Source organism: Mesorhizobium sp. C089B (genome assembly GCF_030323125.1).
Lineage (GTDB): Bacteria > Pseudomonadota > Alphaproteobacteria > Rhizobiales > Rhizobiaceae > Mesorhizobium.
In genome coordinates this window covers 2,963,687-2,982,217 of the sequence record NZ_CP100469.1, presented here as the reverse complement: position 1 = coordinate 2,982,217, position 18,531 = coordinate 2,963,687, and the positions used below count along the sequence as shown (strand labels likewise).

General features: G+C 62.7%; 19 protein-coding genes and 1 pseudogene. 7 read left to right on the top strand and 13 right to left on the bottom strand.

From position 1 onward, the window contains the following. Nucleotides 1-333: 333 nt before the first annotated feature. The gene (locus NLY44_RS14790; RefSeq protein WP_023672018.1) at nt 334-747 is read left to right on the top strand and encodes a Kazal-type serine protease inhibitor domain-containing protein; all 414 of its coding nucleotides are present in this window, start codon (nt 334-336) and stop codon (nt 745-747) included. Between the two features lie 555 nt (nt 748-1,302). Here the strand turns inward: NLY44_RS14790 and NLY44_RS14785 are convergent. The 3 genes from NLY44_RS14785 to NLY44_RS14775 are packed head-to-tail and all read right to left on the bottom strand — an operon-like array spanning nt 1,303 to nt 2,010. Continuing rightward, complete coding sequence (locus NLY44_RS14785) at nt 1,303-1,440, bottom strand: hypothetical protein (protein ID WP_023683725.1); 138 nt, start codon at nt 1,438-1,440, stop codon at nt 1,303-1,305. 37 nt (nt 1,441-1,477) lie between these two features. Next, nucleotides 1,478-1,744, bottom strand: coding sequence for a hypothetical protein (locus tag NLY44_RS14780; protein ID WP_023683726.1), 267 nt, complete (start codon nt 1,742-1,744; stop codon nt 1,478-1,480). Then, the gene (locus NLY44_RS14775) at nt 1,741-2,010 is read right to left on the bottom strand and encodes a hypothetical protein (protein WP_023672014.1); all 270 of its coding nucleotides are present in this window, start codon (nt 2,008-2,010) and stop codon (nt 1,741-1,743) included. The genes NLY44_RS14780 and NLY44_RS14775 overlap by 4 nt, the downstream gene beginning before the upstream one ends. A gap of 322 nt (nt 2,011-2,332) precedes the next feature. Between NLY44_RS14775 and NLY44_RS14770 the strand changes: the two genes are divergently transcribed. Together NLY44_RS14770 and NLY44_RS14765 are read left to right on the top strand one after the other, a co-directional pair. Then, nucleotides 2,333-2,515 (top strand): hypothetical protein, encoded by a 183-nt coding sequence (locus NLY44_RS14770; protein WP_023805992.1) that lies wholly within the window; start codon nt 2,333-2,335, stop codon nt 2,513-2,515. Nucleotides 2,516-2,718: 203 nt separating this feature from the next. After that, nucleotides 2,719-4,353: a tetratricopeptide repeat-containing sulfotransferase family protein gene (locus NLY44_RS14765; protein WP_023805991.1), complete on the top strand. Its 1,635-nt coding sequence runs from the start codon at nt 2,719-2,721 to the stop codon at nt 4,351-4,353. A gap of 7 nt (nt 4,354-4,360) precedes the next feature. Here the strand turns inward: NLY44_RS14765 and NLY44_RS14760 are convergent, their stop codons facing one another. Further along, nucleotides 4,361-4,714, bottom strand: a complete 354-nt coding sequence (locus NLY44_RS14760; RefSeq protein WP_023683729.1) for a DUF1428 domain-containing protein — start codon at nt 4,712-4,714, stop codon at nt 4,361-4,363. 71 nt (nt 4,715-4,785) lie between these two features. Then, a complete protein-coding gene (locus tag NLY44_RS14755) occupies nt 4,786-5,214 on the bottom strand; it encodes a VOC family protein (protein ID WP_023672011.1) in 429 nt (142 codons plus the stop codon). Nucleotides 5,215-5,434: 220 nt separating this feature from the next. On the opposite strand from NLY44_RS14755, the gene NLY44_RS14750 reads away from it, so the two are divergent. After that, nucleotides 5,435-6,049, top strand: a complete 615-nt coding sequence (locus tag NLY44_RS14750) for a glutathione S-transferase family protein (RefSeq protein WP_023728227.1) — start codon at nt 5,435-5,437, stop codon at nt 6,047-6,049. 49 nt (nt 6,050-6,098) lie between these two features. Here NLY44_RS14750 and NLY44_RS14745 read toward each other — a convergent pair whose 3' ends face one another. The 5 genes and pseudogenes from NLY44_RS14745 to NLY44_RS14725 all read right to left on the bottom strand — a co-directional run bounded on the left by NLY44_RS14745 (nt 6,099) and on the right by NLY44_RS14725 (nt 13,369). Next, entirely contained in the window at nt 6,099-6,272 is a 174-nt protein-coding gene (locus NLY44_RS14745) for a hypothetical protein (RefSeq protein WP_023672009.1), read from the bottom strand. A 148-nt stretch (nt 6,273-6,420) separates the two neighbouring features. Then, nucleotides 6,421-7,948: pseudogene (locus tag NLY44_RS14740) on the bottom strand (ABC-F family ATP-binding cassette domain-containing protein). Between the two features lie 312 nt (nt 7,949-8,260). After that, nucleotides 8,261-8,596: a hypothetical protein gene (locus NLY44_RS14735; RefSeq protein WP_023728225.1), complete on the bottom strand. Its 336-nt coding sequence runs from the start codon at nt 8,594-8,596 to the stop codon at nt 8,261-8,263. A gap of 214 nt (nt 8,597-8,810) precedes the next feature. Continuing rightward, complete coding sequence (gene uvrB, locus NLY44_RS14730) at nt 8,811-11,981, bottom strand: excinuclease ABC subunit UvrB (RefSeq protein ID WP_023805990.1); 3,171 nt, start codon at nt 11,979-11,981, stop codon at nt 8,811-8,813. A gap of 122 nt (nt 11,982-12,103) precedes the next feature. After that, on the bottom strand, nt 12,104-13,369 hold the full coding sequence (locus NLY44_RS14725; protein ID WP_023805989.1) for a hypothetical protein: 1,266 nt from the start codon (nt 13,367-13,369) through the stop codon (nt 12,104-12,106). Between the two features lie 146 nt (nt 13,370-13,515). Between NLY44_RS14725 and NLY44_RS14720 the strand changes: the two genes are divergently transcribed. Further along, complete coding sequence (locus NLY44_RS14720) at nt 13,516-14,562, top strand: CapA family protein (RefSeq protein WP_023805988.1); 1,047 nt, start codon at nt 13,516-13,518, stop codon at nt 14,560-14,562. A 45-nt stretch (nt 14,563-14,607) separates the two neighbouring features. Beyond that, nucleotides 14,608-15,576 carry a DUF3137 domain-containing protein gene (locus tag NLY44_RS14715; protein WP_023805987.1) on the top strand — a complete coding sequence of 323 codons (969 nt, stop codon included), beginning with the start codon at nt 14,608-14,610 and terminating at the stop codon, nt 15,574-15,576. Nucleotides 15,577-15,692: 116 nt separating this feature from the next. Here NLY44_RS14715 and NLY44_RS14710 read toward each other — a convergent pair whose 3' ends face one another. Continuing rightward, nucleotides 15,693-16,187, bottom strand: a complete 495-nt coding sequence (locus NLY44_RS14710) for a YegJ family protein (protein ID WP_023805986.1) — start codon at nt 16,185-16,187, stop codon at nt 15,693-15,695. Between the two features lie 101 nt (nt 16,188-16,288). Continuing rightward, nucleotides 16,289-16,804: a hypothetical protein gene (locus tag NLY44_RS14705; protein ID WP_023672002.1), complete on the bottom strand. Its 516-nt coding sequence runs from the start codon at nt 16,802-16,804 to the stop codon at nt 16,289-16,291. 286 nt (nt 16,805-17,090) lie between these two features. Between NLY44_RS14705 and NLY44_RS14700 the strand changes: the two genes are divergently transcribed. Then, nucleotides 17,091-17,723 carry a hypothetical protein gene (locus tag NLY44_RS14700; RefSeq protein ID WP_155923215.1) on the top strand — a complete coding sequence of 211 codons (633 nt, stop codon included), beginning with the start codon at nt 17,091-17,093 and terminating at the stop codon, nt 17,721-17,723. Between the two features lie 118 nt (nt 17,724-17,841). Here the strand turns inward: NLY44_RS14700 and NLY44_RS14695 are convergent, their stop codons facing one another. Beyond that, nucleotides 17,842-18,078 carry a hypothetical protein gene (locus tag NLY44_RS14695; protein WP_023733333.1) on the bottom strand — a complete coding sequence of 79 codons (237 nt, stop codon included), beginning with the start codon at nt 18,076-18,078 and terminating at the stop codon, nt 17,842-17,844. Nucleotides 18,079-18,531: the final 453 nt, after the last annotated feature.

The following is an 18,531-nucleotide window of genomic DNA, read 5'->3' as shown; positions in this document are numbered from 1 at the left end:
AAAGGTCGTCCAAAACGTTCCGCTCTCCGGGTCGCAAATGCCCGAACACAAAATTTATCGCACGGAAACGTGATCGTTGCAAGATAGCGCCGCGGGCCGCGTCCATCGACGCATCCCAACGAAGGCGCTTCGATAAACCTGGGTTCTTAAGAGTTCATCAGCCAGAGCCCGGCCACGCATGGTCCAGCGGTTTGGTCCAGGGCCAAAGCAATGCGCGGGCCGGGCATCGCATGGCTCCCGCGCCGCAAACGGGGGTTGCATTTGGCAAGGGAATGGCGAGGATCGACAGGCGCGTTTTGCGCCGGGGACGGGGGTCTCGAGGGAGGCATATTCATGAGATTTCTTGCGACGATCTTCTCGCGCCAGGGTTTTACTATTCTCTTCCTGTCGGGTCTTCTTGCGGCCTGCACCGTCGTCGTCGATGACGGGCCGGGACCACGTCCGCGCCCGCCACGGCCGGAACCGGAATTCTGCACCAGGCAATACGAGCCGGTCTGCGCGCGGCGCGGCGGTGACCGCCAGACCTTCGCCAATGCCTGCCTTGCCGAACGGGAAGGCTACCGCATCGTTCGCGACGGCCCTTGCCGCGACGGCGGCGGTGGTGGCGGTGGTGGCGAAGAGCCGACATTCTGCACGCGCGAATACGCCCCGGTCTGCGCCCGCCGCCATGGCGAGCTGCGCACCTTTCCCAACGCCTGCGAGGCCCGTGCCGCCGACTACCGCGTCGTCGAGGACGGCCCCTGCTGATTTTTCCTTCTCCCCTGTCGGGTGAGTCCGCCGGAGGCGAATTCACCGTCCCACTGGCACGAGAAAAAAGGCGGCGAATGCCGGGACCCTGCGAAGCAGCGGGGACCGGGCGGGTGGACCGGACCACCCTTGGTCCTTCGCAGGCTCAGGGCGTTCGAAACTCGAAAAGCCAACAATTGGCTTTTCGTCTGCTGCGCGGACCGCTTCTCACCCCCAAGGGAGAAGGCAAGGTCGCGGATCGGAGTGGTTGCCTACGCCGAATACGCCCCGTCGGCCGGGCCGGCATAAAGCTCTGCGCCGTCCTCGTCGCAAATGCGCAGACGGTCGGGGATCTGCGGCATGGCGAGGCTGTGGAACAGCGCGGTGGCGCCCTGCAGGGCGGCGCGCAGGTTCGGCGCGTCCAGCGATACCTTGTCGAGCGTGGCTTCGTCGACGTCGCGCGAGCGGCTCGACGAAGAACGTCAAGCAAGCCTCCGTTGCAGAGTTTTGCGCGAGATCGTCAGTCCGAGATCGTCAGTCCATTGCCGGCAGGTGCGCCAGGCGCGCCCTGCCTGGTCAGCCCTTCGACTTCGGCTTCAGGCTGCTCTCTGCCTGCTTGACCGAGGAACCGAACGGGGAGGCGGCCTTGGCCACCACCTTGTCTTTCTTGGGCTTGCGAGTTTCGCGATTGCTGCGCTGCTGACCCTTGGCCATCCGTCTGCTCCTTCGTACGTGCTGGGTGGGTGCGGTGTCAGACGGCCGGGCTGTCGGGGACAGCCGGGGCGTCCGCCACTTCGAGGTTGTCTTCCGTGGTGACCCGCTCATAGGTCTCCTGCTCGCTGCGGATGCGATATTGCGGCGAGCCATCCTTGACCGGCAATCTGCTCTTGATCTGAAACAGCTCGGCGGTCTTCTGGGCGAGCCCGCTGCGGCTCTTCATGCGCACGGTCTGGCCGACGGCGAAGAGGTGCGAGGGCGTGTCGGTGCGCGGACGCGCATTCTGCTGGAAGCGGATCATGCTGCGTTCTCCTGGTCGCGCCTCAGCGCTGTTTCGAGTTCGAGGTAGTCGATGGCGACAAGCTGGCTGGTGGCCGGGTTCTTCACCGCCCTTGCCGGCAAATGGATGAAGGTGGCGACGCGACGCCAGGCAAGCCGCGACATGCCCTCGATCAGCTCTTCGTCGTGATCGATGTCATAGTCGCCGGCCGGCAGTTGCCCTTCCAGCCCGCCAAGCACGAAGGGTGCCGCGAAATGGGCGATGGAACGGGTGGTGCGATCCGGCATTGGCTTGGCTCTGGTTCGTCGATGCTTTCCGGCATCAACAGGGAACTCAACCATCGGCGATTGGAATGAGTTTGGCGGGTCGAGTATCTCCGACGCCGCTATATGCCAAGCTTGGCCCAAAAAACGATCTCAGATCAATAATCCGAAATTGTTGGTTATTCAAGCTGATTTCCGCCACGGCTCGACCGGTATAAAAAATTTCTCGTATAAACCCTAATAAATCTGCTATCGTGGAACAATATCAGCCAATTTCTTATTTAGAGAGCATCGGAATAATTATTCCGGTGCCCCTAAGATTATTTTTTACGAAAGGCAAAAATATATGAGATTCATGAAAACGCCGGATCGTCCGACCGCAACAATCGAGCCAATCGTCCTCTTCCCCAAGGCAATATCAGTGCGCCTGACGATAAGAAGCGACGAAGCGGCACGGCGCAAGATTGCCGACACCGACGGCACGCAACGGCGGGAGCGCCGGCTCGCCGAGAGCCACCGGCTGATTTGAACGCTACATTTTGCTGTAATTCCTCTAGAGTTTCGAAGAGGTCCGCGCCCTTGGCGAGCCCACTCTTCCCTTGAACCTGCAGCGCCGATGGCCTAGATCGCGGCAAGCGGACAAAACACGGCAGGTTTCCCATCAACAGAGATCAGAGAAGAGCGGCGGGTGCTGGAGCTGGCGGACAGGCGCCGCTGGGCCTCGACCAATATGTGCAGCAGGCGCTGCAGCTGCATCAGGCCGGGCGCCGGCAGGAGGCCGAGACGCTGTACCGGCAGGTGCTGGCGCGCAAGGCCAATCACCCGGCAGCGGCGCATTTCCTGGGCCTGTTGCTGCACCAGACCGGGCGCAGCCCCGAAGGGCTGGAGCTGATCGAGCAGTCTGTGCGTCTGCAGCCGAAGAATCCCGATTTCCTCAACAATCTCGGCACGGTGATGCGCGATCTCGGCCGCGTTGCCGCGTCCGCCGATTTCTTCCGCGGCGCGGTCGATCTCAAGCCCGACCAGCTCGCGGCACGCGACAATCTGGGTTCGGCGTTGAAACAGCTCGGCCAGTTCGAGGCTGCGGAGGACATCTATCGCGGCACAATCGGGCGCAATCCCTTCCATGTCCGCGCCCGCATCGGGCTTGCCGAAACGTTGCAGGAAGCCGGTCGTCTGGATGAGGCGCTGGCGACCTTTCGCGAGGCGCTGACGATCCGGCCCAAGGATGCCGACCTGTTGCATGGGCTCGGCGTCGGGCTGATGGAAAAAGGCAAGCTCGATGAAGCGGCAGACCTGTTCCGGCAGGCGTTGGCGATCACGCCAGGCATGGCAAAGGCCTGGCTGATGCTGACGCAGGTCAAGCGCCAGAAGGAGCGCGACGCCGAACTCGCCGGCATGGAGGCCCAGCATGCCAAGGCGCCGGCCGACAGCCTGGCACGCATGCAGCTGTCCTTCGGTCTCGGCAAGGCCAATGACGATTTGAAGGACTATAACAGGGCCTTCGACTATTTCGCTGAAGGCAATGCGATCCGCCGCAAGGGCATCGATTATGATCCGGTCAGGACGCGGGCCGAATTCGAGGCGATGAAGACGGTGTTCAACGCCGGCTTTTTCGAAAAGCACAAGCCAAGTGCAATCTCCGACGACACGCCGATTTTCGTCGTCGGCATGCCGCGCTCCGGCACCACGCTGGTCGAACAGATCATCGCCAGCCATCCACAAGTCTATGGCGCGGGCGAGCTCAGCATGTTGAAAACCGCGGTCGGCAAGCAATTTCCGCTGACCATGCCGGGAGGTTTCCCCTGGGCACTGGTCGATGTATCCGACGCGGAGTTTGCGGAGGCGGGCCAAGCCTATCTCGACATGCTGCATGAGCGCTATCCCAACTTCAGGCATGTCACCGACAAGATGCCCGGCAACTTCCTGCTCATCGGCTTCATCCATATGATGCTGCCGAAAGCCAAGATCATCCATTGCGCGCGCGATGCGGCGGCGACCTGCCTTTCGATCTACAAAGTGCATTTCCGCGGCGACAACCACCGCTACGGCTATGATCTGGGCGAGCTCGCCGATTTCCACAACATCTACACCGACATCATGGCGCATTGGCACGATGTTCTGCCGGGCGTCGTCCATGACGTGCGTTACGAGGATTTCGTGGCCGACCAGGAGGGACAGACGCGGGCGCTGATCGGGCATCTCGGCCTGTCCTGGGACGACAAGGCGCTGTCGTTCCACGAGACCGACCGCCCGGTGCGCACGGCCTCGGCCGCGCAGGTGCGCCAGCCGATGTATCAGGGCTCGGTCGATCTCTGGAAGCGCTATGGCGACAGGTTGAAGCCGCTGCTGGACAAGCTGGACTGAGCAGCGGCTAAAGCTCGATGAAGGGCTGGAAGCCGCCGAAGATCATGCGCTTCATATCGAAGGGCATGGGCCCCAAATCGGGTGTCAAACGGGGATCGGCCATCACCTTGGCCATTACCGCGTCGCGGCTTTGCCTGGACGAATAGACGGCCCAAGCAAAGACGACGATCTCGTCGTCTTTTGCCTGAACGGCACGCGGAAACGAGGTCAACTCACCATAGGGCACGTCGTCGGCGATACATTCGACATAGGCGAGCGCTCCGTGTTCCTTCCATATCGGGCCTGCGAGGTTGGCCAGCTTCTTGTAGTCATCGATATTTGCCTTCGGCACGGCGAGCACGAAACCATCGACATAGGACATCAGGTTCTCCTTGGAGTATCTCACAAAGCTCCTTACCGGCGTCAGCCGGTGAGGAGCTTTGTCAGCGGTGGTCAGTCTTTCTTCGCCGGCGCGTTCATCGCCCATTCGACCCCGAAGGGATCGCGCATGTTGCCCCACTGGTCGCCCCAGAACATCAGCTGCAGCGGCACTGCGACTTCGCAGCCGGCATCGACCGCGCGCTTCCACCAGTCATCGATCTCGTCGGCGCCGAGATGGAGCTGCATGGTATAGCCCTGCGGCTTGACGGCAGGCATGCCGTTTTCGGGGTAGAAATCGGAAATCATCAGCGTCGAGCCGTTGATGTGGAGATGGATGTGCATGGTGCGGCCCTGCTCATCGGGCGGATAGAAGAACACCTGCTCGGCGCCGAAGGCCTTCTTGTAGAATTCGGCGGCCTTGAAGGCGCCGTCCAGCTGCAGATAGGGGGTCAATCCACCGAGAACTTTCGCGGCCGGCTGAATGGGGGTCTGGTCGGTCATGTCTTGTTCCTCTTTGGGTTTGGTCTGGGCGCTTGGTCTGGCCTTTGCGAACCTCAGGACGAACGAGGCGGCGGCAATCCTACATGTCTGATGCGATTTTTTGGGCCGATGCGATTTTTGGGGTGAAATGAACTTGCGTCGGCGGCGCCCAATCAGAGCGCAATCCTCGGTATGAGCAGGCTAGAAAAGGGGACTGCTTCTCCAACCCGCTGAGACGACAATGATCCTCTATTACCAGACCCATTCGCCCTTTGCGCGCAAGGCGCTCGTCTTCGCCCATGAGGTCGGGCTTGCCGACCGGCTCGAGGTCATTCATCACGAGACCAGCCCGACCTTGCGCAATGCCCGTGTCTACGCCGAAAACCCGCTCGGCAAGGTGCCGGTGCTGCTGCGGCCGGATGCGTCGCCGCTCTTCGATTCCGATGTCATCTGCGCCTATCTCGATACGCTGCATGATGGCCGCAAATTGCTGCCGCAGGACGGCGAAGCGCGCTGGCAGGCGTTGCGGCTGCAGGCGGTCGCCCAAGGCCTGGCGCAGACGGGCATAGGCCTGCGCTGGGAGACGGAAAGGCGGCCCGAACAGTTGCGCTATGCAGCGCTTGCCGAAGGCTACCGGGAAAAAATCGAGGCCAGCTATGACTGGATCGAAAGCGCGCTGGACGACGAGACATCGCTCCATGTCGGCCACATAGCGCTTGCCACCACGCTGTCCTGGATGACGTTCCGCCAGCTGCCGTCCTTTCGCGCGCGGGCGCGGCTGACGCGCTGGTTCGAGGCGTTCGAAAAGCGTCGATCGATGCAGGCGACGCCGCTGTCTGGCGATACGCATGACTGAGCAACGGTCGCCCCGCGGCGGCCTGCATCGATCTTTCCCGACCGCATGGTCAGGGCGCCCTGCAGATCCGCGGGCCGTTTTGCGCGTCGATGAGGATTTCCGGCCAGCCGATATCCTTGCGCAGTTCGATCGGCAGGGCCAGAAGCTCGCGCTCGCTGCGATAGCGGGCGCGGTTCTGTGCGTAACGGGCGGCGACGCGGCCTATGGATGACAGGATGGACATGATGCGTTCTCCTCAGATGAAGCCGGCATCATCGTGTCGGCATCCCAAGGACGCAGCAGGTTCAGGCGATCCGACAGAGCGCTGAAAATATTTGCGGGAGATGTGAAACCATGGGCCGCAACACGGTGCGGCCCATGGTGGTAGTTCCTCAGCCCGCCGTTTCAGCCACTGAGCGGAAGAAATCCTCGGGGTCTTCGACTTCGGTCAGCTTCCGCTTGTCGATCAGCCAGAAGCGGTTGCCGATGGCGCGGATGAAGGAACGGTCGTGCGAGGCGAGCACACAGCTCGCCTGGTGCTTGAGCAGTTCCTCCTCCAGCGCTTCCTGGCCGTCAATGTCGAGATGGTTGGTCGGCTCGTCGAGCAGGTAGAAGTTGGGGTTGGCGAGTCTCAGCGCCAGCATCATCAGCCGCGCCTTCTGGCCGCCGGACAGCACGCCGATCTTCTTCTCCTGCATCTCAATGACAACGCCGGCGCCGGCAAGCAGCGAACGGGCGCGCTGCTCGCCGACATCGTAGCGGCGCGAGACCATGGCCAGAGGCGTGTCGTCGCCACTGATGCCAGCCAGCGCCTGGTCGCTGTAACCGAGCACCGTCGACGGCGTCACTTTGACGTTCGGCACCGTGTCAGGCTCGGAGATGGCATTGCGGATCAGGTTGACGAAACGCGACTTGCCGACGCCGTTGCGGCCGAGCAGCACGATGCGATCGCCCTGGCAGATGTGGCGCTTGCCGGTCTTGAACAGCAGCATGCCGTCCGGCGTTTCCACCGTGGCGTCGTCCAGCGTAATCAGCACCTTGGCATGGGTGCCGCGGTTGGCCAGCCGGATCGCGCCGGCCGATTTCTCGCGATGCGCCGATACCGCGGCGTCTTCCAGCTTCTCCGCCCGTTCCCTGAGTTGCTTGGTCTTCACCGTCAAAAGGTCGCTGCCGGAATTGATGCCGATGTTGTTGAGCTTGGCGGCCTGCTTGCGCAGTTGCTGCGCCACCTTCATGTCGCGCTCGAACCGGCGCGCCGTCGAAGCGTCCAGGTCGTCGAGCGCTTGCCTCGCCCTGGAATAGGGCAGTGCAAACACCGGCGAGTCCTCCGGGCGCAAGAACAGCGTGCGGTTGGTGACGGCGTCGAGAAAGGCGCGGTCGTGACTGGCGATGACCACCGGCACCTCGCGAGGCAGGGCGTTCAGCCAGCTTTCCAGCTGGCTGATCTTGGCGAGGTCGAGATGGTTGGGTGGGCTCGTCGAGCAAAAGCACATCGGGGTCGGTGACCCAGACGCGGGCAATCAGCGCCAGCCGCTGCCATCCGCCGCTCAGCGCCTGCATCGGCCGTTCGCGCATCGGCTCGGGCACGTCGAGCGAATCCAGCACCACATCGACGCGCCACATCTCGCTGTCGGCCTGCTCGGCCGGCAAGGCATCGGCCACCACCTGATGGAAGCTGCGGCTAAGAAGGGCAGGCGGAACGGATTGTTCGACATGGCCGACGCGCAGGCCGCGCGTGCGGGAAATGTCGCCGGAGGTCGGCTCCATTGCGCCGGTCAGGCACTTCAGCAAGGTCGACTTGCCACGGCCATTGGCGGCAACGATGCCGAGCCGGTCGCCGATGCCGATGGTGAGGTCGAGGTTGGAAAACAGCGGCGCACTCATGGTGACGCCAAGGGATTTGAGGCTGATCAGGGCCATTGTGATTTCTCTGGTCTTGCCGGAGACAACTCCGGATGCACTTTGACGGTGTGCTTGCCGGCCATCAGGCTCAGCTTTGCGCACCACGAAGGGCAGACCAAAAAATCGAAACGGGAAAAAACCCGTGATGTCCCTGGTCAGCCCTGCAAGCGAACTCGCAGGGCAGAAATCGGGCCACGCTGACGATGGTGACGATGAAACGTAAACACGTGAGCCCTCCTTTCAAGACAAGACGTTGAGTGTGCGGAGCGATTACACCAAAGGCGGGGGTGGTGGCAAGTGGGCGGGTCGGTTGGCAATCGGCCGCTACTGTCACACGGGCCTCAGATGGCCTCCGCTCACTCCGTATTCCCTGTTTGGATCCAGCAGGAAATGTCCGAACACTGCGCTCCTGTGAAGATCAACAACGATCACAAGCAGGGCGTTGAACCTGCCGGTGCCAATCAGAACTTGATCGAACCGGTTTTGGGCATCCCGGTAGACATAGTGGACGTCGTTCAAATAGGGCAGGCCGATCTCATCGAGATCCAGCGCCTCGACATACGGCCATATGTCCACGGCAGCCTCTGCCTTGGCGGTGACGTTCGTCATGGGCTCGGCGAAGCAAGCCTTGAACTCGTCTTCCTGAAGTCTGCGCGTGACGATCATCACGCATTCTAGTGGCCGGCGTCGAAAATTCGCAACGGTGCAGCGGGTCGGTTCTTACCTTCTCCCTTGTGGGAGAAGGTGGCCGAGCGAAGCTCGGTCGGACGAGGGGTGTTCCAGAAAACACCAACGTCTCACTCCGCTGGAACACCCCTCAACCGTCTCGGCGCTGCTCGCCGATCCACCTTCTCCCACAAGGGGAGAAGGGGAAGGGCGCTTACTTTCCTGGCCGTCCCGTCTTCCCCGGCCGCCGCTTATCACGACGCGCATCGCCTGGGTCCTCGTAGGAGCCGATGCCAGCACGCTGGCGAATGATTGGCTTGGGGGAATCGTCGCGATCCTTCGCGCCCCCCTCTGTCCTGCCGGACATCTCCCCCACTTGGGGGGAGATTGGGTTTGGCTTGGCCGGCACTTTTCCTTCGACCGGCTTTTCGGTCCGCCGCACGGTCATCTCGTCCAGCGAGTTTTTCTTGAACAGCGGCTTGGTGGCATCGCCCGGAATGCCGAAGTCGGAGCCGTGCGCTTCCTGCGCCGACTGTTTCTTGAACAGCGAGCGCGACACCGCGCCTGACGGTGTCGGCATGTCGGTACCAGGCCCCATATCGTCGATCGACGGCTTGGCAAACAGCGGTTTCTTCACCGGCACGGCGCCGTCGGCACCCATTTCGTCGAGCGCCGGCTTGCGGAAGAGGTTGGACCGGGCAGCCCTGGCCGCCTCTTCAGCCGCGCGTGCGTCGTCGAACTTGCGAAAACGCTCCTGTTCCTCAGCCGTACGGTGCTTGGCCACGCCCTTGTTGTGCTTGCCCTTCTCGCGGCCGGAGACCGGGCTTTCCATGTCGGCGTATTTGGCCAGAGGGTCTTCCGAGATGGACAGTTCCATCTCGCGCAGCCGCTTGATCTCGTCGCGGATGCGGGCGGCCTTCTCGAAGTCGAGATTGGCGGCGGCGTCGCGCATCTGCTTTTCCATGGCGTCGAGATGAGCCTTGAGATTGTTGCCCATCATCGCACCGGCGCCGTCGGTGAACTGCGAGATATCGGCGCGGACATGGTCCTTCTCGTAGACCGAGTCCAGAATGTCGGAGATGCGCGACTTCACCGATTCCGGGGTGATGCCGTTGGCCGCGTTCCATTCCATCTGCTTTTCGCGGCGGCGGTTGGTCTCGGCCATCGCCCGCTCCATCGAGCCGGTGACCTGGTCGGCATAGAGGATGACCTTGCCGTCGACGTTGCGGGCGGCGCGACCGATGGTCTGGATCAGCGACGTCTCGGAGCGCAGGAAGCCCTCCTTGTCGGCGTCGAGGATGGCGACGAAACCGCATTCGGGAATGTCGAGGCCTTCGCGCAGCAGGTTAATGCCGACCAGCACGTCGAAAGCGCCGAGGCGGAGATCGCGCAGAATCTCGATGCGCTCCAGCGTGTCGATGTCGGAGTGCATGTAGCGAACGCGCACGCCTTGCTCATGCAAATATTCGGTCAAGTCTTCGGCCATGCGCTTGGTCAAAACGGTGACCAGCGTGCGGTAGCCGGCGGCCGTGGTGTCGCGGATTTCGCCGACGACATCGTCGACCTGGCTTTTCGCCGGGCGGACTTCGACCGGTGGATCGATCAGGCCGGTCGGGCGGATGACCTGCTCGGCGAACACGCCGCCGGCCTGTTCCATCTCCCAGGCGCCGGGTGTCGCAGAAACCGCGACGGAGAGCGGTCGCATGGCGTCCCATTCCTCGAAGCGCAGCGGACGGTTGTCCATGCAGGAGGGCAGGCGAAAACCATACTCCGCCAGCGTCGCCTTGCGCCGAAAGTCGCCACGATACATGCCGCCGATCTGCGGCACGGTGACGTGGCTTTCGTCGATGAAGACCAGCGCATTGTCCGGGATATATTCGAACAATGTCGGCGGCGGATCGCCCGGCTGGCGTCCCGTGAGATAGCGCGAATAGTTCTCGATGCCGGCGCAGGAGCCGGTGGCTTCCAGCATCTCAAGATCGAAGCGGCAGCGCTGTTCGAGCCGCTGTGCCTCCAGCAGGCGGCCGGCGCGCTCGAGCTCGACCAGCCGGTGCTTGAGCTCCTCCTTGATCGACTTGATCGCCTGGTTGAGCGTTGGACGCGGCGTCACATAGTGCGAGTTGGCGTAGATCTTGACGCTCTTCAGCTCGCCGGTCTTCTGGCCGGTGAGCGGATCGAATTCGGTGATCGCCTCGATCTCGTCGCCGAACATCGAGATGCGCCAGGCGCGGTCCTCAAGGTGGGCCGGGAAGATTTCGATCGTGTCGCCGCGCACGCGGAACGAGCCGCGCACGAAATTGATGTCCTGGCGCTTGTACTGCTGGGCGACGAGATCCGCGAGCAGAGCCCGCTGGTCGAGCCGGTCGCCGATCTGCATCTGGAAGGTCATCGCCGTGTAGGTCTCGACCGAGCCGATACCGTAGATGCAGGACACCGAGGCGACGATGATGACGTCGTCGCGCTCGAGCAGCGAACGCGTGGCCGAATGGCGCATCCGGTCGATCTGCTCGTTGATCGAGGATTCCTTCTCGATGAAGGTGTCGGTGCGCGGAACGTAGGCTTCCGGCTGGTAGTAGTCGTAGTAGGAGACGAAATACTCGACCGCATTGTCGGGGAAGAATTTCTTGAACTCGGAATAGAGCTGCGCGGCCAGCGTTTTGTTGGGCGCCAGGATCAAAGCAGGGCGCTGCGTCTGCTCGATCACCTTGGCCATGGTGAAGGTTTTGCCGGAGCCGGTGACGCCGAGCAGCACCTGAGTGCGGTCATTGTTGTCGACGCCCTCGACAAGATCCTTGATGGCGGTCGGCTGGTCGCCGGCCGGCTCGAAATCCGACACCATCTTAATGGCGATGCCGCCTTCCGATTTTTCCGGGCGGGCAGGGCGGTGCGGCGTCCACAGCACGCCGTCCTTGTGCAAGGGGTTGCCGGATTCGATCAGCGCCGACAGCGCCGCGACCGTCGCGGTGACGCTGCCCGAGGCCATCGTCTCGGCGTCTTCCAGAGAGATGTCGAGACCGGCGACCGGGTTGAGGCCGGCGGCGGTGCGTTCGCGCGCCGTTGCCGCGCCACCCATCGAGGTCCCGCGCGAACTGCGGCCGGGGGCGGTTGAGCGTTCCGGAATCTTCTTCGCCACCTTCGGCGGCTTGGCGCCGCCGGAACTACGCCCTTCCTTCTCGGCCTCCTGCTCTATCTGCTCTGCCCAGTCGGCAATCGAGCCGCTCAGCGGCGTGCCGGTGAAATCGGCTTGCGGCGCTTCGGCGAAGCCGCCCTTGTGCAGGGGCTCCGAGGCATAGAGGAAATCGGTCAGCGGGCTGCGCCGATTGGGCGGCGAAGCGCTGTTGTCACCCGCCGGAGACGGTGTCTTTTTCTCGGGAAGTTTGGCCATGCCCCAAATATGGGCAGAGTCCGCCAAAATGGAAAGAGTGCAGTGGCAAGGGACACTAAGCGGGTCGAAGCTCCTGACACAAGGGTGTCAGGAGCTGTGTCACGCAAAGCCGGGCCACCTGCTCAATTGAACCACAGCGCGAAGGTCAAAAACCCACCGCCACCGAACTGACGCTGGATCTGGTCGAACTCGCCGCTGGTCACGATCTCACCGCTCTCGAGGTAGGGCGCGATGGCCGGGCCGGTAATCGACAGCACGAGGTCGAAAGGCTTCGGTTCTTCGAAGAAACGCTTCATGTTGATGCCCTGGCCGGTGCTGGCCGTGATGCGGAAATGCGGCAGCAGCTTGCGGCCTTCCAAAAGGTCTTCGGCCATGGTCAGAGTGGCGAGCCAGGCCTCGACCTGCTCCTCGCCGACTTCGAGCCCGGTGAGCGGGTTCTCGCCCTTCTGCTGCGGTCCCGGCAACCATTCGCGGTCATTGTCGGTCTCGGCGCGGATCGCCTTCCAGTCCTGGCGCGACAGCCGGATCATTTCGAGCAGATGGCGGCGCGCCGCTTGACGTCGCTCGGGCTCGACCACCGGCCAGTTGACGAGGTGAACCATGGAGATGAAATCCGCGATGCGCCATTCCGATGAGAAGATGCTGCTGCCCATGTCCCCGGCGGGAGGCACGAGAATGTCCTGCAGCGGCAGTTTGGCGCGCGGAAACAGCATGTGGAACGAGCCGTCGAACATGGTCCTGAAATCATGCGCCAGCCAGAAATCGGCCTGCGCCATCAGGAATTCGGCATAGCCCTGCAGCCAGAAACCGTCGGCCCGATCGAAGCGGAATGTGAGCGAGGGAGCGGCGCCGTCCGACGAGATACCGCCGCGCGACAGCGCGGCCATGACCGCCGCGATGCTTTCATCCGGCGTGATACTGCCGTCCTCGTTGAGATCGATGCCGGCATGGGTGAGGTCGACGACCATGCCGATATCGGCTCCCGCGGGCACCGAACCCAGTGTCGCCGCCGACCGTTCCAACCGGTCGCGAAAGGCGACCAGGATGGCGCGGAACTGCTCATAGGTCAGCGGTTCGGGATTGGGATTGTCCGGAACCGGCAGCCGCATCAGCGGCAGCATGAAGGATTGCGGGCTTTCGAACCCGTGGCGGTGCAGGCCGCCGGCCAGGATTTCCAGGGCGGTGAAGAATTCGCCGGCGCCGGCGGCGTAGGCTGACGCCGGATCGCCTTTCGCTGCAGACTCAAGCGTTGTGAGCGCACGGTTGCGCTCAGCCACCGTTTTGGCCTCGAACAGCGCGGTCGCTGCTTCGGGCGCGGCGGCGTGGGCCGAAGATAAAGGCAGCAACAGGAGGAAGGCGGACGCCAGCAGGCCTGCAAAACGTGTCATCTCATTCCTCCACTATGCCATTGCGCAGACATTACACGCATTTGGCGCCGTGTCTGCCGGCGGCAGTGTTCAAGGACTGACGGTCGACACTTCCCGGGCAGACCGTCTACACAAGCTAACCGATTGGGCAAACGATTGGGCGTCGCGTGTCGAACTATCCGCTTTCCTACAAACTGTCATGGCTGCCGCGCTTCCTGAAACCATCTCTCGGCGGCGATGTCAGGGATTTTGCACCGAGGGCGGCGACGACGATCATCGATCCGCCGCCGGGGCGGAAGGTGCGGCTGGCCTTTGTCGGCGATATTTCGGCGGTGGCCAACCGTAGTGCGCCGGAGTGCGATCCGGAAATCGCAAAGCTCTTGGGCTCAGCCGATCTGGTGATCGGCAATTGCGAAAGTCCGGTCGTCGAGCGGCCGAGCGTGGCGTTTGGCACGCGGCTTGGCACGCACCACGCGATGAGCGAGCGGTTTCTTGCCGCGGCGCTTGCCGCCGTAGGCATCGCGCGTGAAAAGCTCGTGCTGTCGCTGGCCAACAACCACGTGCTCGACCAGGGCGTCGCCGGTTTCGACGAGACCGTTGCGGCGTTGAAGCGGCTTGGAATCCTCACCATCGGCACCGCGAAAAAAGGACCGGTCGAGCAGGTCAAGGCCGGGCCGCTGACGATCGGCTTTGCCGCCTTCACACTGTGGCGCAATGGTGACGCCGGGCCATTCACCGAGCTTGTCTCGATGCAAGGCGATCCGGCGGCATGGCCGAGAGGCGCGGCCGACAAGAACATCGATCTCACCTGTGCGGTGCCGCACTGGGACTGGGAGTTCCGGCATTTTCCGCAGCCGCAAACGCAAACGCTGGCGAGGTTGCTGGCCGGTCACGGCGTGGGGCTGATTGCCGGGCACCACGCCCATGTCGTGCAGCCGGTGCAATGGGTCGGCAAGACGCTCGTGGCTTACGGGCTTGGCGACTTCCTCGGCACGGCGCTGGCGCGACAGCCCTGGCCCGGCCGCATCGGCGGCATTTTCGTCGTCGATGTCAGCGCAGATCTCGGCAAGCGCGGCGCGATCGCCGGCTACCGGATGCATCCCTTCATGCGGCTGCGCTCAGGCGGGCATGAGCGGTTGGTTCCGGTCGAGGCGCTGACTGGCCGGATGAAGGGCAAGGTCGAAGCCAGGCTGAAGGCGATCTTTGGCGACTGACGACTTTCCCGCTATTATAGGCATAAACGGACTTGCGAGGGGGCGATGGAAGCAGCTGAGTTCATGCCTGATGAAGCGGTGGTCGCCGGCATCAGGAAGAATATCGAGATCTATGAGGCTGGACGGGCTTCGGCCTACCGCCAGGTGCGCTGGCGGGTGCCGGTGTTTCTGGGGCTGCTGCTGGTTTTTGTCGTGCTGGTGGCCTGGCTGTTCAACAAGGTCGCTGACTTGAACGAGCAATGGTTCTCGACGCCGCATGTGTTCCTCTATGCCGGCGGTTTCTTCGCGGCGCTGCTGCTGTACTTCCTGGCGATCAGGCCGGCGACGAGGCTGCAGCAATCGTTCCGTGACACGCTGCTGCCGATCATCTTCGGCTTCATCAGGGATGTGCGCTATCAGCACAGCGTGACGCCGAATTCCTTCGACCGGCTGCCGCGCGCCGTGGTCGGCGCCTTCAACCGGCAGAGCTTCGACGACATCGTGTCAGGCCGCTACGAGGATTTTCCGTTCGAGCTCTACGAGGCGGAGTTGCGCCAAGGTTCGGGCAAAGGCTCGTCGACGGTCTTCAAGGGCGTCATCGTTGCGTTCGAGACGATCGCGCCGTTCCCCGGCATATTGGTCGCGACGCGCCGCAGCAACGCGGTGGTCGGTTTCTTCCGCGGCATCTTCGCCGGCAAGATGCAGGAACTGTCCAGCGGCGATCCGCTGCTCGACGGCGACTACGAATTTCGCACCGACAATGTCGCCGCCGCGCAGCCGCTGGTGAGCGGCCGGTTGGCGCAGGCGCTGAAATGGCTGCACGAGACATGGCGCGATGATCCGGCGCGGGTGGCACTTAATGGCAGCGATGGCTTCCTGCTCTTGCCGCAGCCGAAGAATTTCTTCGAACTGCCCGCCATTTCCGTGCCACTCGATTACACCAAGCACATCGCGCCGATGATCGCCGATATGGGCGCGATCTTGGCGACGGCGGCGCTGGTGCGCAAGACCGGCGCGACGGATGGCGAGGCCTAAAGCGCCGCGCGTCGAAACGAATTCATGCGACGCGCTTCAGGTCTTGTTTTCATGCATATCGTTGCCCCAAAACGGCGTTCCTGTTTGGGCGCATGCATTAGCCAGGCTGCCGCGCGTCAGCAGGCGAAGCCGTAGTTCTGGCGATAATATTCGACGTCTTCTTGCGCCATCGTCTTGAACATCACGCAGACGGTGAAGCTGCCTACCTGGCGACCGTTTCTGGTGTAGCCCCAGTCGGAAATATCGTCCCGGTTGAATTCGAGTTCCTGGCCGGCCAAGACATTGTGCACCGCTTGCGGCTCATTGGCCAATGTTCCTGCAAAGCCGGTCGCGGTCTTGTGGAAGGGGATGATCCAGAAATGCTCCGAGGCGTCTCCGTCCCTGACCTCGACTTTCAATTTGTAGCTGGTTGTCCCGGCTGGCGGCGCATCCGACAAGGACAGGAATTCATCGAGGCTGGCGCGCGCCTGCGCAATGGCCGCCGCCATGTCCGGATCGTCCCTGGCGACGCCTACAACCTTGTCGCCGCCCTGGCCGGAATCCTGCGCACCGGCCGGAATCGGCGCCAAGGCCAGCACCAGGGACAGCACGGTTCGAACTGCATGCTTCATGAAATGGCGCTCCTGCGTGTCGATGCCTGACACCATCATGCATCTATCTGGAGTTTTCAACGGCAGTGCGACAGCGTGGTATGGTCCGAACGGCAGGCCGCTCACAACCCGCTCGGCACCAGCCCTGCCAGCCAGTTCGCGGACCGCTTGGCAATGCCGACCGTTGCCGACGCGACGCGGCCGAGATCTGTCTTGACCACGGCGTAGCCGTTCCTGGTGCGGTAGAGCACGCCTGTTCCGCCATCGACCACTTGCTCGTAGGCGACGGGCCGTACCGCTGCTGCCTCCATGGCCGTCGTCGGGGAGCCGACGGGAACGCTCGGCCGATGGCTCAGTTCCGGCGGCAACGGGGTTTGGACATTCCGGCTGGCCGGCTTCAGTTCCGGGCGGGATGCGGCCGCCGCCAGTTGCGAAGAAGACGCCGACCCCTTGCTGCGGCAGATGCCAGAGACCAGCGGATAGTCGAAGTTCTTCTGGTGCAGCATCTGGCTTTTCATCGCCGCTTCGCAGTCGGCGATAGTCGCCCACTTCGCCGGCGTCTCGCCGATATATTCGCAAAGCTTGGCGTCGCAGTCGCAGCCGACAATGGTCATGGCGACAAGGGCGGTCTTGATCACGGTCTTGTCCTTCGGATTGCCCCCCGGCAGCCAGTCCTTCCATCGCGCGCGAACAAGGCGGGATTTTGGCCGCGATCACGCGATGAGCCGGGGGATGCGTTTTTCGGGTACGGCTCACTATAGGTGGATTTCGAGACACCCGGTAGCAGATGGGGCGGGGGCGTGATGCATTTGCAGGAAGAAGCCTGAATAAATCTTGTCGGCTATGGCCGCGACAACTGTTTCTTGGCCCGGTTTTCTACTACGATACTCACGGGGCGATACAACAATATAGGAGGGGTTTGTCATGGGAAGAATTGTCCGGTCCGCCGAGCCTGTGCCGAAAAGGGATTCAACGCTCGAGGGCATTCCAGGCGATGCTCCGCTCGGCGTCGACGATGACAAGCAAGAAGATCAAGGATCGAAAGGCGGCGACGGCTATCTCGACCGGGTTGCGAAGTACGTGCCTGCCGAAGTCGTGGCATTTTTCATCTTCGTCAACTCCATCCTGGTCAATGCCACTGAGCAGCCGGTTGCCAAGGCGTTGACCGATGCGGTGGCGGAAGAGACCAAAGGCAATCCGGGGGACATTCCGGGTAAGGTGCAGGCAGCCATCTATAAGATTGAAATGGCCGGTATCAGCGTCTGGACCATTTCATGGATCATGTTGATCGTCGCGCTGGCGATGACGCCGGTGTATCTGAAATCGGTCAGCGATTCAGCCGACAATGCGGAGGCTCCGGGAGCCAACATCGTCATGTCGATGCTCGCCTTCCCATTCTGGGCCTATGCCGTCAACGCGCTGGCCCTCAGGCCATGGCATGACGGTGCGCTGGCCAGCATCATGCTCGCCACCTTCACGCTCATCAGCGGCGCCATACGGCCGGAATATATAAACGCTGGCCTCAATTTGATCCCGGGCATCGGCCCGAAGAAGTAGCTTGGCCCGCCGGGCAGGCCGCGGTGCAGGGCGCGGCTTCAGTTGTAGACGCGCTCCAGCCTCGCGCCTGCTTCGAACAGCGCCGGCAGCACGATGTGCAGCTTGCGCACGGCGACGATCAGCCCGGTGCGACGGGTGGCCGGATCGATCGGAACGGTTGGCTGAACAGCGCCCGGGCGCCTTCGGGCGGAGCGAAGTCTGCCGCCGAAAGCACGGTGAGCATGATCGCGTCATTGCCACCGATCTCGACGAAGGACACGCCTCTGTCGATCAGGCGCGGGATCATGTCGGTGAATTGCTGATCGCGCCTGGTGATGAAGATGGTTCCGTCAGCGCCGAAATCTCGTTCCAGCAAAGTATCGGCTTCTTACGCGTCGCTTCGCCGACCGGACCTTGGCCCAAAAGACAGTCGGCGCCGGGATTTCTCCCAGCGCCTCCCTGTCAGATCAGGACACGGTCGCGGCAGCAACTTCCGCAAAGTCGTCGCGCCATGCCGGCCTTGATTTTGACGGTCCTGCCAGTCACCGCCCGAGGGCAGTGCCCGTTCCAGACCACGCCGTTCTCCACCCTTGCGAGCTTCGTTCGGCGCGCCATCGAAGGTTTTCGCCGTCCTTCATGGCAGCATCGGTCCGCCGTTGGCGTTCGCACGCTTTCCGCGGCCCCGTAGGTCTCGGCATCCGTCCCTCGAACAAGCAAGCCTGCTCTCGCTTCGGGCCGTACGGGCCTCAGGAAATCCGCCTTTTCGCTTTGCCTTTCGGCGTGGCGATCGGTAGCCGCCTGAGATGGTTAAACTTACGCCGGGTAAGGG

Coding starts and splice junctions, on each gene's coding strand:
- NLY44_RS14790 (WP_023672018.1), top strand. CDS start 334: ATGAGATTTCTTGCGACGATCTTCTCGCGCCAGGGTTTTACTATTCTC.
- NLY44_RS14785 (WP_023683725.1), bottom strand. CDS start 1,440: ATGGCCAAGGGTCAGCAGCGCAGCAATCGCGAAACTCGCAAGCCCAAG.
- NLY44_RS14780 (WP_023683726.1), bottom strand. CDS start 1,744: ATGATCCGCTTCCAGCAGAATGCGCGTCCGCGCACCGACACGCCCTCG.
- NLY44_RS14775 (WP_023672014.1), bottom strand. CDS start 2,010: ATGCCGGATCGCACCACCCGTTCCATCGCCCATTTCGCGGCACCCTTC.
- NLY44_RS14770 (WP_023805992.1), top strand. CDS start 2,333: ATGAGATTCATGAAAACGCCGGATCGTCCGACCGCAACAATCGAGCCA.
- NLY44_RS14760 (WP_023683729.1), bottom strand. CDS start 4,714: ATGTCCTATGTCGATGGTTTCGTGCTCGCCGTGCCGAAGGCAAATATC.
- NLY44_RS14755 (WP_023672011.1), bottom strand. CDS start 5,214: ATGACCGACCAGACCCCCATTCAGCCGGCCGCGAAAGTTCTCGGTGGA.
- NLY44_RS14750 (WP_023728227.1), top strand. CDS start 5,435: ATGATCCTCTATTACCAGACCCATTCGCCCTTTGCGCGCAAGGCGCTC.
- NLY44_RS14745 (WP_023672009.1), bottom strand. CDS start 6,272: ATGTCCATCCTGTCATCCATAGGCCGCGTCGCCGCCCGTTACGCACAG.
- NLY44_RS14735 (WP_023728225.1), bottom strand. CDS start 8,596: ATGATCGTCACGCGCAGACTTCAGGAAGACGAGTTCAAGGCTTGCTTC.
- uvrB (WP_023805990.1), bottom strand. CDS start 11,981: ATGGCCAAACTTCCCGAGAAAAAGACACCGTCTCCGGCGGGTGACAAC.
- NLY44_RS14725 (WP_023805989.1), bottom strand. CDS start 13,369: ATGACACGTTTTGCAGGCCTGCTGGCGTCCGCCTTCCTCCTGTTGCTG.
- NLY44_RS14715 (WP_023805987.1), top strand. CDS start 14,608: ATGGAAGCAGCTGAGTTCATGCCTGATGAAGCGGTGGTCGCCGGCATC.
- NLY44_RS14710 (WP_023805986.1), bottom strand. CDS start 16,187: ATGAAGCATGCAGTTCGAACCGTGCTGTCCCTGGTGCTGGCCTTGGCG.
- NLY44_RS14700 (WP_155923215.1), top strand. CDS start 17,091: ATGGGAAGAATTGTCCGGTCCGCCGAGCCTGTGCCGAAAAGGGATTCA.